Source organism: Butyrivibrio sp. WCD2001, from assembly GCF_000424485.1.
Lineage (GTDB): Bacteria > Bacillota > Clostridia > Lachnospirales > Lachnospiraceae > Butyrivibrio.
Genome location: NZ_AUJZ01000013.1, coordinates 18,540 through 33,447 on the forward strand (window position 1 = coordinate 18,540; position 14,908 = coordinate 33,447).

A 14,908-nucleotide genomic window follows, 5' to 3' on the forward strand; every position below is an offset into this window, starting at 1 on the left:
CTCTCTCATGCATTTTTCTGATAGTAAAATATGTACTGCTGTATGATGCCGGCGTTTTCACCATATTCCGGAAACGGATTGACTCCGTCAAACTCTTCATTGATAGCACGTTCAATCCAGACATCCACCGGGGCTCTGCCCATTCTGGCATATGCAAAAAGGCAGATGCAATTGGACACCTTTTTTCCTACTCCGTGAACTTCCATGAGTTTCTCAAAAAGATCTTCATCATCTAGAGCATCTATTGCGTCAAGATCAAGTTCGCCGTTACAGACTTTTCTGATTGCATCGAGCACGTAGGGAGCCCTGTAACCAAGCCCGCACTCCTTCAGATCCTCCAATGTCGCCGTTGCCATCTGATAAGCGGTGGGGAAGGCATAGATTTCGGTATCGTCTTGCTGGGTCTGAACTGCTGTAGTTATTCTTGTTCCAAATTTTCTGGAAACAGCCTCTACCGCTCTCGATATAGCCGGAATGCTCTTTCTCTGTGAAATTATGAAGGATATCAGCATCTCCCACTTATCTTGTTTTAGAATTCTGAGCCCTCTGCCAAAGTCGATGGCCTTATCTGAAAATGCGTATTTCCCACACTCTTTCTTGCATATGTCTGCATAATTTCTTTCGAAATCAAAGTATGGTTCCCAGATGGATTTCCACTCTTCTTCGGAGCAGGAAACTTCGTAGGTGTTTCCGCTATTCTTTTTTCTATCGGTATCCTTAGGACTTTTCTCTGTTGTGTTCTTCTTATCATCAAGTTTCTTTATGTACACCACATTATCCCCGGTTATAAATCTGAATACTCCGGGAGCTGTTTCTTTTACGCGGAAGCATTGTCCGCTGAGCTGTATTTTCTTTAGGTCGAAATCATCTGTAATTGGTATGTTCATATTATGCTTGTATTACTCCATTTATTTATAATCTGAAAGGGCTGGATTTTCCAGCCCTTTCAATAATATTCATATCACTAATCATCCAAATCCAATCACTTCACTGCATCCAATATCTTCTGTGCATTATCACTTGTGATCTTCACGTAGTCGCAGCCGATGTAGTTCTCGTTGCTCTGGCCTTTGATGTAGTTGATAGCTGCGTCGGCAGCACTGTGAGCCTGTGAGAAATGATCGTTAAAGACTGTTCCTGTCATCTTGCCGTCGATAACATCTTCAAGGGCTTCCACAAGGGCATCCACACCTACAAGATAGATGTCGGTTCCGACTGTTCTGCCGGCACCTTCGATGGATTCAAGGGCCCCGAGGGCCATTGCATCGTTGTTGCAGAATACAACTTCGGTCTCGGGATGAGCCTCAAGTGCATCAGCAACAAGATTCTTTGCCTGCTGCTTATCCCAGTTGCCGACTCCGCTTGTAAGGCAGTTAACATCCATTCCTGCGTCCTGAAGTGCCTTTATTGAAAAGTCTGTGCGATACTGTGCGTCGATATTCTCAGGATCGCCCTGTATCATGATATAGTCGACTTTACCATTCTTGTTCATGTCAATGGTATCCATACCAAGATCTGAGATGATCTCGCCTTGATATGTTCCGGACTGGCGGGCATCGCAGCCAACATAGCATACCTTCCAGTTGTTATCTCTCCATCTCTGTTCTTCTTTGTTATCGGGCTCACGGTTGATGTACACAAGCGGGATATTGGCACCGACTACAAGATCAGTTATATCTGAAGCAGATGAAGTATTTACCGGATTCACGATGAGTACATCCACTCCATCCTTTATGAAATCCTGAATCTGTGCTGTCTGCACTGCCTGATTACCCTCGCTATCAACTATGCTTACGTTGTCAGCGGAAAATCCCTGTGCAACCATGTAGCTTTTAAGCTCATTTCTGAAAAGAGACATAAAATCATCGTCGAACTGATAGATGCAAATTCCGACCTTCTTATCAAGAAGGCTGGCTGCTTTGGCGTCGTTACCGCCTGTAGATGTTGTAGTGGTGTTCTCAGTAGAAGTCTGCTCTGTTCCTGCTGTCTCATTGTTTGTATTACCTGAAGAACAGCCTGATATCATCGATACCATAAGTGCTGCCACCATCATAATACTTACCAATTTATTTTTCATAATATTGTTGTCCTCCTGTTTTACCCCTCATCCGGCACTTCGTGTCACTTGTCTTCGCTCCGCTTCGGTCCGCGCTGAACCGACGTCCCCCGGACGTCGAGCGCCCCCCAAGGGGAAGGCTTCATATTGTTCAATACTTCTTCTCCGGATACTTCTCGTAGAATGCTTCCTTCTCGCGAAGCATCTGTTTATTCGCATGGCGGAGAGAGCGTCTGATATCTCCCTCGGTGTCGTCATACTCATAGCCAATGGCAAAATAGACGCCATCCGGATCGCTGCATCTCTCACGCAGCTTCTCAATTTTTTCTGTAAATTCAGTCTTATCTATGTTCTCGCAGACAATGGAAAATTCCTCGCCGCTTGATCTGAAGACCTCTGTTTCATCGAAGGTCTCTCTGAGTATCTGGCCAGCTTTTTCAAGAGCCTGATTTCCGGCGTCATGTCCGTTTTTCTCATTCAGATACTGAAGGCCGTTCATCATGCAAAATGCAACGCCAAAGGGCTCTTTTTTCCACTTAAGGAGCTCGGCAAATTCGTCCACTGTGCGATTCATAGCCGCTCTGTTTCGTACGCCCGTGAGCATATCAACGCTTGTCAGCCACTCAAGGCGCTTTAAGAACTGGCTGTTAGCCATCTCCGATGACAGGAAAACCGAGAGAATCTCCAGCGTATCCTTTATCATGTTTGCATTATCAACGTTAAAGTTTGTAAGAAGAATATATCCCACGGTCTCAAGCCTTTGCTTTAAAGGCACAAGGCAGAGACTTTCAGCGTTTTCGCTCTTTAAAGCCTTCGCCCACCCGGGAGCAATCTCTTCGATTCTTTCTATCTCCGCTTTATTTCTCATGATAAAGCAGTCACTCTCACCGACGATCTCACCCCAGGATTCCGCTATGTCATAAGGAACCTTCATGTAAATCTGCGCAGCCCAAAGAATTCCTTCCTTATGGTCCTGACTGATTATCTCAGCCTTTTTCTTTTCTTTATTCAGGGAAATTACGCATGCGGAAGAAGCATCCGTAAACTCGCGAATATCCTTAATTACCTGTCCCAGATTGGTCTTAAAATCGTGATCCGTACGAAGCTCAAGGCAGCTCTTTATCACAAATCCCGCAATTATCGGCGACAGAGATGAAAACTTGCCGGCATCCATTTCCTTTGTAAGCTCATAGATATACTGGCAATATCCAACGCTTCCGTCCTCCTCCTGCTTTAGCGGTAGAATTATATTGTCTGTCCAGACTCCCAGGGACTTTGTGGTATCTACATAATTATGGAATTTTTCTCCCTCAAAAGCAGCCTTGATGCACATATTTTCAAATTCAGGCTCCTTGGGAAGATATTTGGTATAGGAATCTCCCTCCACGTTTTCTCCGGTCATGCTGAACTTATCATTAGCAGCAAAAATCTGGACATCCTTTGCAGTTCCATCCTCGTCTCTTGTAACTGCCAAAATTGCACACGGATTCTCAACAGATTCAGCTATAATCTTGTACTTATCATATGTGCTGCATGCCGGATTCATCAGGATACCTCCTATCCTCGTAGTTATGATTATTTTACCATACTTTTTAACGAGAAATAGTTAAATAATCATAAACAAGCCTCTCCCCGTTTAAAGGGAGAGGCCTTGAAATTCATTTCATTTATTTGAAAAATCGGGCATTTTCCAATATCAAAATCAGTTCTTAACGATCATCTTACCGCCACGCTTTGATACAACGTCGAAGATAACGGCTGCAAGAAGAACGACACCCTTAACCACCTTCTGCATGTTGGCATCAACACCCATAAGTGACATACCAAGGTTGATAACACCCATAAGAACCGCACCGACGATAACTCCGGGAACAGTACCAATTCCGCCGTATGCAGATGCACCACCGATGAAGCAGGATCCGATAGCGTCCATCTCGTAGTTCTGGCCGTATGTAGGCTGAGCTGATGTAAGACGAGCTATTGTGATCATTCCTGCAAGTGCTGCAAGGAATCCCATGTTTGTGTATGCAAGGAAGTAAACTCTGTTTGTATTGATACCTGAAAGCTTTGTAGCCTTCTCGTTACCACCTACTGCGTAGAAGTAACGTCCAACAGTTGTGTTGTTTGTGATGTAACCATAAACAAGTACTACGATGAGAACCCAGATGAGAACTGTAGGAATACCCTTGTGCTGTGCAAGCTTGTAAGCGAAGAGAACGATTACAGCTGAGATAACAACAAGCTTTCCAACGAATGCTCCGAAGTGCTCTACGTCATAGTTCTTCTTGGATCTCTGAATACGTGATGAAACCTGAAGAACGATGAATACTGCTGTTGCAACAAGTCCGCCAAAGAGACATGTAAGGTTAAGTGTTCCGTTTCCGAAGATGTCGTGGATATAGCAGTCAGCACCGCCACCGAAGAGGTTAACGAATGTTGTCTTATCCTTGATGGAAACTGTAAGTCCGTTAAGTACTACGTTTGAAAGTCCTCTGAAAACAAGCATTCCTGCAAGTGTTACGATGAAAGGAGGAATTCTAACAAATGCGATCCAGAATCCCTGGAAAGCACCGATTGCTGTACCAAGAGCAATCATGATAAGAATTGCAAGCGGGATCGGGATGTTCATGTTAACCATGAGAGTCGCACCAACCGCACCTACGAAGCAGACAACCGATCCAACTGAAAGATCGATGTTACCACCGGTTAAGATACACAGGAGCATACCTGTTGCAAGTACGAACACGTAAGCGTTCTGTGAAATCAAGTTACTAACGTTCATGGGAAGCAGAATTGCTCCGCCTGTTCTCCATGAGAAGAATGCAACTACTATGATGAGTACGATGATCATAGTATTTTTCTTTAAAAAGCCAAGAACCTGGTCCTTATTCATTATTTAACCTCCTTATTTCCGGATGACTGTAAAATCTTAGCCATAATCTTTTCCTGAGTAGCTTCTTTTCCATCAAGCTCTCCTACCATTCTGCCTTCGTTCATGACATAAATTCTGTCACACATACCAAGGATCTCGGGAAGCTCTGAAGAAATCATGATTACTGATTTGCCCTCAGCTACCAGCTGGTTGATGATGCAGTAGATTTCGTATTTAGCACCTACGTCGATACCTCTTGTAGGCTCATCGAGTATAAGAATATCAGGGTCTGCGAACATCCACTTTGCAAGAAGTACCTTCTGCTGGTTACCACCGGAGAGGTTTCCTACGTTCTGTTCTACTGAAGGAGCCTTAGTCTTAAGCTTCTCCTTGTAGTCTACTGCTACACTGTATTCCTTATCTTTATCAATTACTGTCTTCTTACTTACCGCATCGAGATTAGCAAGTGTTGTGTTAATCTTGATCGGGTTTGTCAGGATAAGTCCGTTACCCTTTCTGTCCTCAGTAACATATGCAAGCTTGTGCTTTATTGCATCCTGTACTGTATTGAGGTGAACTTCCTGTCCTTTTATGAAAAGCTGTCCGGAGATGTTGTCTCCATAACTCTTTCCGAATAGGCTCATTGCAAGCTCGGTACGGCCTGCACCCATGAGTCCTGATATGCCGAGTACTTCACCCTTCTTAACGTGAATGCTGACATCTTTAACAACTTTTCTATCGCTATATAAAGGATGGTAAACATTCCAGTTCTTTACTTCCATCATGACTTCGTCGCCGACATGGTGTTCTCTCTTCGGGAAACGGTCTGCTATTTCACGACCAACCATGCCCTTGATGATTCTGTCTTCTGAGAAGTCATCAACGCCCTTAGTCAGTGTCTCGATTGTAGAACCGTCACGGATAACCGTGATCTTGTCTGCAACGTAAGATACCTCGTTGAGCTTATGTGAGATGATGATTGATGTAAGTCCCTGCTCCTTCTTGAGCTTAAGCATAAGATCAAGCAGAGCCTTGGAATCTGTCTCATTAAGTGATGATGTAGGCTCGTCGAGAATAAGAAGTCTTGCATTCTTTGAAAGTGCTTTTGCAATCTCAACAAGCTGCTGTTTACCAACACCTATATCCTTAATCTGTGTCTGTGCGCTATCCGGTAATCCAACGATATCAAGATATTTGCGTGCAAGATCGCTGGTCTCATTCCAGTTGATCTTGAACTTAGTTCCTCTCTCGTTTCCGAGGAACATGTTCTCCGCAATTGTCATGTAAGGAATAAGTGCAAGCTCCTGATGGATAATAACTATTCCTTTTCCTTCACTGTCCTTAATGTCGTTAAACTGGCACACATTTCCGTCATATATAATATCGCCCTCGTAGGTTCCGTACGGATATATGCCACTAAGAACATTCATCAGTGTAGATTTTCCTGCTCCATTTTCACCTACCAGTGCGTGAATTTCGCCTTCTTCAACCTGGAGATTTACATTGTCCAGGGCTTTCACACCGGGGAAGGTTTTGGTGATATTTTTCATTTCCAGTAATATCTTCGCCAAGTTAACCCCTCCTTTTCCAAATTATATTCTTCATTGTTAAAAACACCCTAATTCCATTCTTCTATTGTTTGTTGCCTTGCTTATTACATAAGTAGTTCACCGGACTAAAACTGCTCGCCAGTGAATTTCTCAATATTTGGGCGGGTCCTGTTCGAACCCGCCCGAAAGATAATTCAGTTCAAATTACTTGAGGTCGTCCTCTGTGTAGTAACCAGAGTCGATAAGAAGCTCTTTGTAGTTGTTAACGTCTGCAAATACAGGCTCGCAAAGGTATGAAGGAATAACTCCTGTGCCGTTGTCGTATGTCTTTGTATCGTTAACAGGTGCTTCTGTGCCCTTCATGATAGCGTCAACCATCTCAACTGTCTTAGCTGCGAGGTCACGAGTATCCTTGAAGATAGACATTGACTGCTTACCAGCGATCATGTTCTTAACGTTTGCTACGTCACAGTCCTGACCAGTGATGATCGGCCAATCGCCTGTGTAGTTAGCCTCGAGTGAGTTTGTAACACCGAGTGCTGTAGAGTCGTTAGAGCAAAGAACTGCGTCAAGCTTTGTGCCATCTGCATAGTTAGCAGAGATGATAGCATCCATTCTGGACTGTGCTGTCTCTGTTGCCCAGTTAGCTGTTGCAACGTTATCGAAGTCAACCTGACCAGACTTAACAACGAGCTTACCCTCGTCGATGAAAGGCTTAAGAACGTCTATAGCACCGTTGTAGAAGAACTTAGCGTTGTTGTCACCGGGATCTCCTGTGAAGATCTCAAGGTTGAAAGGACCATCAGCGTTTTCAAGATCAAGCTGATCTCTGATGTACTCACCCTGCTTTGTACCTACCATGTAGTTATCGAATGTTGCATAGTAGCTAACAGCGTCTGAGTTCATGATAAGACGGTCATAAGCGATAACAGGAATGTTTGCTTCCTTAGCCTGTGCAAGAACTGTTCCAAGTGAATCACCATCGATAGATGCGATAACCAGAACCTGTGCGCCTGAGCTGATCATGTTCTCGATCTGAGAAACCTGAGTTGCGATGTCGTTTGAAGCATACTGAAGGTCTACTTCATAGCCAGCGTCCTTGAGCTGAGCTTCCATGTTTGCGCCGTCCTGGTTCCATCTCTGGAGATCCTTTGTAGGCATTGCAACGCCAACCTTGCCGCCGCCTGCTGCAGTTGTATCAGCAGCTGCTTCTTCAGTTGCCTCTTCTGCAGGAGCCTCAGCCTCTGTGGTCTCCTCTGCTGCAGGAGCCTCAGTCTCTGTAGCTGTGTCAGTAGTAGCAGGAGCAGATGTGTTTCCGCCGCCGCATCCAACAAGCAGTGATGCAGCCATTGCTACTGAAAGAAAAGTACTAACAAGTTTTCTCTTCATTTTTGTTTCCCTCCCTATTGAGAAATTATCTTGCGGGGATTTGTTCCCCGTCGTTTACGAGTATTACTCTAACATAAAAGGAATAGCAATGATTTACGATATTCTTCAAATTTTTATAATTAAAAAGGCGCACAAAAAGACCCGTCTAGCATTTTTTTGCTATACGGGTCTCACATTTTTAATTTGTGCTATTCGTGAACGTTTAAGTACACGTCTTCCTTGAGGTGGAAGCCACTCTTAATTATGACTTCATCCATGTTCTCCGCCGTGACGCTCACAGGGTCTATTTTCACACACGGAATCTCATAGGTTCCGTCCGAAATTGTGCTAATCTGTCCGCTCTGGGTGGTAACTTCCTCACCCTTAGCCATCTTTACCGCTATCTCGGCTGCTGCCTGAGCGAGTTTCTCAATGGGCTTGTACACTGTCATGAGCTGGGTTCCTTCAACGATTCTCTGGCATGCTTCGAGGTCCGCATCCTGTCCTACAACCAGCTTCTTACCGGCAAGTCTCTTCTCCGAAAGTACTGTAACCACCCTGCTTGCAAGGTCGTCGTTGCCGCACATTATCGCGTCGCACTCTATGACACTCGACATGTTTTTCTCCATGTAATCGGTTGCAAGCTCTGCTTTCCAGCCGTCTGCATAGAAGGTGTCGATGATTTCGTTTCCGTTCTCCTGCATGATTTCCTTGAAGCCCTTGCCAACCATCGGAACGTTGTTGTCGCTGTGAGGGCCGCATACCATGAGGACCTTTCCATTGGTAAGGCCTTGATCAACAAGCGCTTGTCCCATCATCTGCCCGACCTTTTCATTATCGAAGGATATATAAAAATCGACATTGGAATCGCTGATCAGTCTGTCGTAGGCAATTACCTTGATTCCGGACTCTTTGGCCTTCTGGATGTTAGCCTTTACAGCCATGGAATCTATGCATACGATAACGATTACGTCCATTCCCTTCTTTATAAAATATTCAATCTGTTTTTTCTGCTCCGAGATGTCGCCGTTGGCATTCTGGATGTTAACCTCGGCGCCAAGTTCCTTCGCCATCGAAACGAATACATCACGGTCTCTCTGCCACCTCTCGATTACGAAGGAATCGAAGGTCATTCCGATCTGTATTTTATTGTTGTCCTTTTTCTTGGTAACGTTTCCACCGGACTCTTCTCCGGTACACCCGCAGAGTGTGCAGGCAAGAAGGCACATCGTAAGCAGCACCGCACAGTTTCTTCTTAATATAGTAGATAATCTTGTAGTCTTCATAATCAGTCTTCCCGGTCATCAGTTTCTTACCGGAGTCTTACCATCCTTATATTCCGTAGGAGTAACTCCCACATTTTTCTTAAAGCTTCTGCTAAAGTAGTTGGGGTCTGTGTATCCGCACATCGCACAAATTTCCTTCATGGACATATCGGAATTGTCCAGAAGCTCCTTGGCCCTCTCCATTCTGACGTTTGTCAGATATTCGATAAAGTTATACCCACTCTCGTCCTTGAAAATCTTACTGAAGTAATAGGGCGAGATATTTACTATTCTTGAAACATCATCAAGGGAGATGTCCTTAGCGTAGTTGTCCTCGATGTAACGCTTTGCGGTTTGTATCGCGTCGTTGGACTTTTCCTCTTTTTTAATTAATACATTCTTGCAGGCGGAGGAAATCTTATCAACAAACCATTCCCGCAGTTGCTGCGGTGTCTCCAGAGCCATGATCTCCGGAAGGTAGTTATTTCTTCCCTGATAATGGTAGGTCTGTCCACCATTTAAGTACATGAGTCGTTCCGCATATAATGAAAATTCCAGGACCTTTAGTCTCATGGCCATGACGTCGCCGTTTACAACCGCCTGGCTCATCCAGTCCGCATATTTGTTGGCTATAACGACTGCCTCATCCACGGCTCCCTTGGAAACAGCTTCAAACAGCTGCTTTTCAAGATCAATGGGATATCCCTCGTCATAGTCGCAGCTGATAGGAAGATCATCGGCATGGGCGACAGTTCCTGTGGTCGCAATAAGAGCGTTCAGAGCTTCGTGATAGGAGTCGCCGAGTTCACGCAGAGGCTTTACTTTTCCTATTCCAACGCGGAACTTGATGTCAGTTTTCTTCCTGAGATACCTTGCAAGGTCCCTCGCCTTATCCACCGCCTCTGTTCTCTCAGCATACTCGAGTTTATTATCCGGATGCGGCACCAGCACTGCGATTTTGTTGGCCATTACGTTTCCGATTTTGCAGTCAAAAAATTCCTTTACGCAGTCTCTGATTTCCTGATATTTTCCGGAGAGCTTTACGGAACTTCCGATTGCGTTTGTCATGTGGTTTCCCTCCTGGGAGTCACCGCAGACAATTGCAAGCATATATCCGTAGTTCTCATCAATTCCAAGTATCGTCTTATAGCTGTCGATATCCTCGTCAAAGTGCTCCTGGAGCAGAATGTCGTAAATAAGCCCGTTCTCGATGATGGGCTCGACCGTCTCGAGCTTTTCTTTAATAAGAAGATCGTTGCTTCTCTTTTCGCGCTCACGATCTATCTGTGCCATCGCTTTTTTCAAAACTTCGATGACTTTCATCCTATCAACGGGTTTGTTGATGTAGTCGAGAACGCCAAGCTTTATGGCCTCTTTCGCATAGTCAAACTTGTCGTACGCAGTCATGATGATAAAAATTGTGTTTGCGGAAAATTTCTTGATTTCCTTCATAGCTTCGATGCCGTTGATTCCGGGCATATGGATGTCCATCACGGCGATGTCGGGCCTGAAGCGCTCCGCAAGCTCTATGACGCTGCGTCCGGTCTTGGCAAACTCGATGTCACAGTCTGCGCCGAATTCCTTCTCAATTATGAATTTCATTGAATCAATGACGATACCCTCATCGTCAGCAAGCATGATTCTGTACATGTTTTATACCTTCTCTAATGGTAGTCTTATGATTACCTCGCAGCCCTTGTCCTTCCCCTCACTTTTAATGGAAAAAGCGTCGTCATTTTCCGTGAAGATGCGAAGTCTGGATATTACGTTATCCATGCCGATTCCGTTGTTGTCGTACTGATGCTCTTTTCTGTGCCAGCTTCCGCTGAGTATTTTGTCGATGTCCTCAGGTTCGATTCCCTTTCCGTTATCGGCTATGCTTATGCAGGCATTGTCGTCCTCGCGGTAGACGCGAAGGCTTATCACGCCCTTGTCCCCCATTTCCCGGATGCCATGGTTTACCGCATTTTCAACAATCGGCTGCAGTATCATATTCGGCATGTGAATTCCGAGAAGTCTCTCATCAATCTGTTTGTTGTACTGTATGTCTCCCGAAAAGCGAACATTCAGAATTTGTATGTAGTTATCAACCAGGGTTACCTCTTCTTTTACGGTAACCTCCGTGCCGTGGTTTTTAACATTATATCTGAAAAAGTCGGCAACTGTCTGGACATATTCGTAGGTTCTGTCAGCGCCCTCCATCATTGCGAGCTGGGCACCGGCATTTAAGGTGTTAAACAAAAAGTGCGGATTGATCTGAGCCTGCAGGTATTTTAGCTGTGCATCCTTAAGATGTGCTTCCATGGTGAGCTCTTTTTCCTGCATCTTTCGCTCATTTTCCATACTGTCGCGGAGCCTTATGATGTACTCCTTGATACTGATGACCATCTGTCCGAAGGCATCTGTAACTATACCGATTTCGTCGTGATATGGAGTCTCGGGAAGCTTGGTGTCAAAATTTCCGGCCGCCACTTCGTTTGCGGAAGCGGCAAGCTTCTTGAGAGGTCTTATCATCATTCCGACGATGATGGTGATACTTATGATATTTCCCATCATCACTAGCGACAGTACCAGGACGCTAAGTCTCTCGAAGGTTCTGAACGCCGCGATCAGCTCGGTGTAGTTTTCTGAGTTACTGATAAACTGTTCGTTGTTCAGACTTTCAATATACGCACTTATAAAATCGTAAAGCTCGGTGGATTTTTCATAGAAGTTTCTGTATTTTTCTACATTTCGTCCACGCTTTGCTTCGATTGTCTGAGACACCTGATCAAGATAGTTCTCGGTCATGTTTTTGATGTTGCGCCTCATTCTGCTAAAGGAAAGGTCTGTCACTTTTCCGCCAAGCTCTTCCGAAAGTGTCTGCAGAGTCTGTGCATTTCGGTAGTAATTTTCCAGAGAGTCCGTGGTCTTAGAACTCAGATATCCGGTCATGCTGTCCTGAACTCCGGTCAGCGCCTCATTCAGCTCATTCAGCTGTCTGTTGTCCTGGTAGACCATCTCCATCTCCTTGGACATGCTGTTGATGCCGAAGATTAGGAAGATGTTTACTATAAAAATCAGGAAGTTTGCAAGCATGTAAATGCTGACGATTTTTTTCTGCAGGGGGAGGTTATAGAATTTATTCATCGCTTTTCTCCCTCTTCATGAATGCATCAACATTCTGATTGTTGATGAGGGTTACGTCAGCGGTGAAATACTGGCTGGTATTGCCGAAGTGGTAGTAATCCGACAACGCATCGATGCAGTATCTTCCCATCTGCTCTGTATCTATGGAAATTGTGGCGTAGACGATATTCTTGGAAATCGCAGTCATGATTTCTTCCGAGTTGTAATATCCCAGAATATTCACGTCTCCAACCTTGTTAAAGTCGACAACCGCCTGATATGCGCAGACTGTGTTCAGCTCGTTCAGGCACACGATAACGTCCGGGATGTCATCATTCATGAAAATATCACGAATAGACTCCTCGACCGAGAATATGTTTTTGTTGTCCACCGGTACGAGGAATATTGAAAACTCGGAGTCTGTGGCGTTCTCCTGCTCAAGTGTCTCCTGAAGCGCAGAGATGATGATGTTCTGACCCGAATCCCTGGTATCCGTATTAACAAGCACCGCTACGTCCGTGGTAGTGCGCCTTATTGCGGCCTGAGAATTGGCAAAATCGTCACTTCTTTTTTCCTTAATAAGATTGAAAATCTGTCTGCCATACTCTCGTCCGATGTTGTAACTGCCGACACCAACGAAGCTTAGTCTGTCCGAGTGCGTGCTGTCACTGTAGAGCGTGACTACCGGAATCTTCTTCTCATTTGCTTCGTTAATGAGCTGTGTCATCTCCTCATTTTCACTGGCAAAGACGATGATTCCGTCAACCCTGGATGCGATGGCAATTTTCATAAGCTGCTCGCAGGTGTACTGTCCCTGGATGTTCTGGCCAAGCAAATCCACATAGATATTCTGTCTCTTCGCTGCGTCAAAAGCGCCTTTATAAATCGCCTGCCAGAAGTCGCTCTTGTAATTGTCGGTGATCATGACATAGTATTTATCATACTCTTCTGCATCCGAAGATTTCCTGTAATCTTCCAGATAAAAGCGAAAAACAAGTGCTCCTACCACAAGAGTCATTATGGTAAAGAGCACAGTTGTTATAAGTAAATACTTTTGATTATTAAGTTGGTCTGATGTTTTATCAGTTTTTTCCTGTGTCCCCATACGAAGAATTGTAGCAGATTAGTTAAGCGCTGCCAAGGTATGCTGCGCGTACCTTTTCATCTTCCAGGAGCTCGGTTCCGGTACCTTCCATGGAAATTTTACCGTTTTCTATGACGTAGGCTCTGTCTGCAACGTGGAGAGCCATGTTAGCGTTCTGCTCGATTAGCAGGACTGTTGTTCCGGCCTCATGTATCTGACGGATGATCTCGAAAATCTCCTGCACTACGATGGGTGCAAGTCCCAGGGATGGCTCATCCATCATAAGGAGCTTGGGCTTACCCATAAGGGCTCTTCCTACAGCAAGCATCTGCTGCTCTCCTCCTGAAAGCGTACCGCCTTCCTGCCAGGAGCGCTCCTTAAGTCTCGGGAAAAATCCGTAAACTCTCTCGATATCCTCCTCGAGGTCATCTTTTCTAAGATAAGCCCCGATTTTTAAATTCTCTAAAACAGTAAGGTTAGGGAAAATCCTTCGTCCCTCAGGTACCATCATGATGCCCTTTGATACGATGCTTGTCGGATCCTTTCCGGTGATGTCATCACCTTCAAAAACTATATTTCCGCCCTTGGGTTTAACAAGTCCCGATATGGTTCGAAGTGTTGAGCTCTTACCTGCGCCGTTCGCGCCGATAAGTGTAACTATCTCACCTTCATTTACATCAAAGCTGATACCTCGAACAGCCTCGATGCCCCCATAGCTTACCTGCAAATTATCTATCTGTAAAACTTTTTCACTCATTTCTCGTCCTCGTCTGCAACTCCCAGATATGCCTCTATTACGCGCTGATTCTTCTGAACCTCCTCGGGTACACCCTGCGCGATCTCGCTGCCGAAATCGATAACATAGATGTAATCCGAAATATTCATAACGAGGTCCATATGGTGCTCGATAAGAAATACTGTCAGGTCGTATTTATCACGGATCTGACGCACAAAATCAGCCAGTTCGTTAGTCTCCTGCGGATTCATGCCCGCTGCAGGCTCATCCAGAAGAAGGAGCTTCGGTTTTGTGGCAAGCGCTCTTGCTATCTCAAGACGTCTCTGAAGTCCGTAAGGAAGGCTCACTGCAAGCTCGTCCTTGTAAGCATCAAGTCCCTGCTCCACCAGCAGTTCCATGGTCTCTTCTCTCATGCGCTTTTCTTCTGCGAGATTTCCCCTGAAAATTGCGGAGAATACGTTCTGCTTTGCATGCTGGTGCTTCGCTATGAGCACGTTGTCGAAAACTGTCATGCTCTTCCAGAGACGGATGTTCTGGAAAGTTCTTGCGATTCCGAGTCCGGTTATCTGGTCGGGTGTGGGTGCAAGCACTGCTTCCTTTGCATATTTGTCGGCATTTTCACCCTTATAGGTCTTAGCCGCTTTTCCTGTCGGATGATTTCTGACCATGGGCTTTCCCATGAATTCTATAAGGCCGTTCGTAGGCTGATATACTCCGGTAATACAGTTAAATGCTGTGGTTTTTCCTGCTCCGTTAGGTCCGATCAGAGCAATTATCTTATGCTCCGGAACCTCCAGCGTCAGGTTATTTACCGAAACAACGCCTCCGAACTGCATTGTTACATTTTCAAGTCGTAAAGCATTTCCCAT

General features: G+C 45.1%; 12 protein-coding genes. All 12 read right to left on the reverse strand.

The annotated features are described in order from the left end of the window. Nucleotides 1-5 precede the first annotated feature (5 nt). Nucleotides 6-887, reverse strand: a complete 882-nt coding sequence (locus G630_RS0111795) for a DNA glycosylase (RefSeq protein WP_026498687.1) — start codon at nt 885-887, stop codon at nt 6-8. Nucleotides 888-982: 95 nt separating this feature from the next. Continuing rightward, on the reverse strand, nt 983-2,077 hold the full coding sequence (locus tag G630_RS0111800) for a substrate-binding domain-containing protein (protein WP_026498688.1): 1,095 nt from the start codon (nt 2,075-2,077) through the stop codon (nt 983-985). Nucleotides 2,078-2,207: 130 nt separating this feature from the next. Next, complete coding sequence (locus G630_RS0111805) at nt 2,208-3,602, reverse strand: GGDEF domain-containing protein (protein WP_022761001.1); 1,395 nt, start codon at nt 3,600-3,602, stop codon at nt 2,208-2,210. A gap of 156 nt (nt 3,603-3,758) precedes the next feature. Then, nucleotides 3,759-4,952 carry a multiple monosaccharide ABC transporter permease gene (gene mmsB / locus G630_RS0111810; protein WP_044928065.1) on the reverse strand — a complete coding sequence of 398 codons (1,194 nt, stop codon included), beginning with the start codon at nt 4,950-4,952 and terminating at the stop codon, nt 3,759-3,761. After that, complete coding sequence (mmsA, locus tag G630_RS0111815; protein WP_022760999.1) at nt 4,949-6,499, reverse strand: multiple monosaccharide ABC transporter ATP-binding protein; 1,551 nt, start codon at nt 6,497-6,499, stop codon at nt 4,949-4,951. Before mmsA ends, mmsB begins: the two co-directional genes overlap by 4 nt. Before the next feature lie 183 nt (nt 6,500-6,682). After that, nucleotides 6,683-7,867: a multiple monosaccharide ABC transporter substrate-binding protein gene (gene chvE, locus G630_RS0111820; RefSeq protein WP_022760998.1), complete on the reverse strand. Its 1,185-nt coding sequence runs from the start codon at nt 7,865-7,867 to the stop codon at nt 6,683-6,685. A gap of 188 nt (nt 7,868-8,055) precedes the next feature. After that, nucleotides 8,056-9,132: a sugar ABC transporter substrate-binding protein gene (locus tag G630_RS0111825; protein WP_049946193.1), complete on the reverse strand. Its 1,077-nt coding sequence runs from the start codon at nt 9,130-9,132 to the stop codon at nt 8,056-8,058. 18 nt (nt 9,133-9,150) lie between these two features. Continuing rightward, a complete protein-coding gene (locus G630_RS0111830) occupies nt 9,151-10,761 on the reverse strand; it encodes a helix-turn-helix domain-containing protein (protein WP_022760996.1) in 1,611 nt (536 codons plus the stop codon). Between the two features lie 3 nt (nt 10,762-10,764). After that, a complete protein-coding gene (locus tag G630_RS0111835) occupies nt 10,765-12,240 on the reverse strand; it encodes a histidine kinase (protein WP_026498690.1) in 1,476 nt (491 codons plus the stop codon). After that, nucleotides 12,233-13,324 (reverse strand): substrate-binding domain-containing protein, encoded by a 1,092-nt coding sequence (locus tag G630_RS0111840; RefSeq protein WP_026498691.1) that lies wholly within the window; start codon nt 13,322-13,324, stop codon nt 12,233-12,235. Before G630_RS0111840 ends, G630_RS0111835 begins: the two co-directional genes overlap by 8 nt. A 22-nt stretch (nt 13,325-13,346) precedes the next feature. Continuing rightward, a complete protein-coding gene (locus G630_RS0111845; protein ID WP_022760993.1) occupies nt 13,347-14,060 on the reverse strand; it encodes an ABC transporter ATP-binding protein in 714 nt (237 codons plus the stop codon). Then, nucleotides 14,057-14,908, reverse strand: a complete 852-nt coding sequence (locus G630_RS0111850; RefSeq protein WP_022760992.1) for an ABC transporter ATP-binding protein — start codon at nt 14,906-14,908, stop codon at nt 14,057-14,059. Before G630_RS0111850 ends, G630_RS0111845 begins: the two co-directional genes overlap by 4 nt.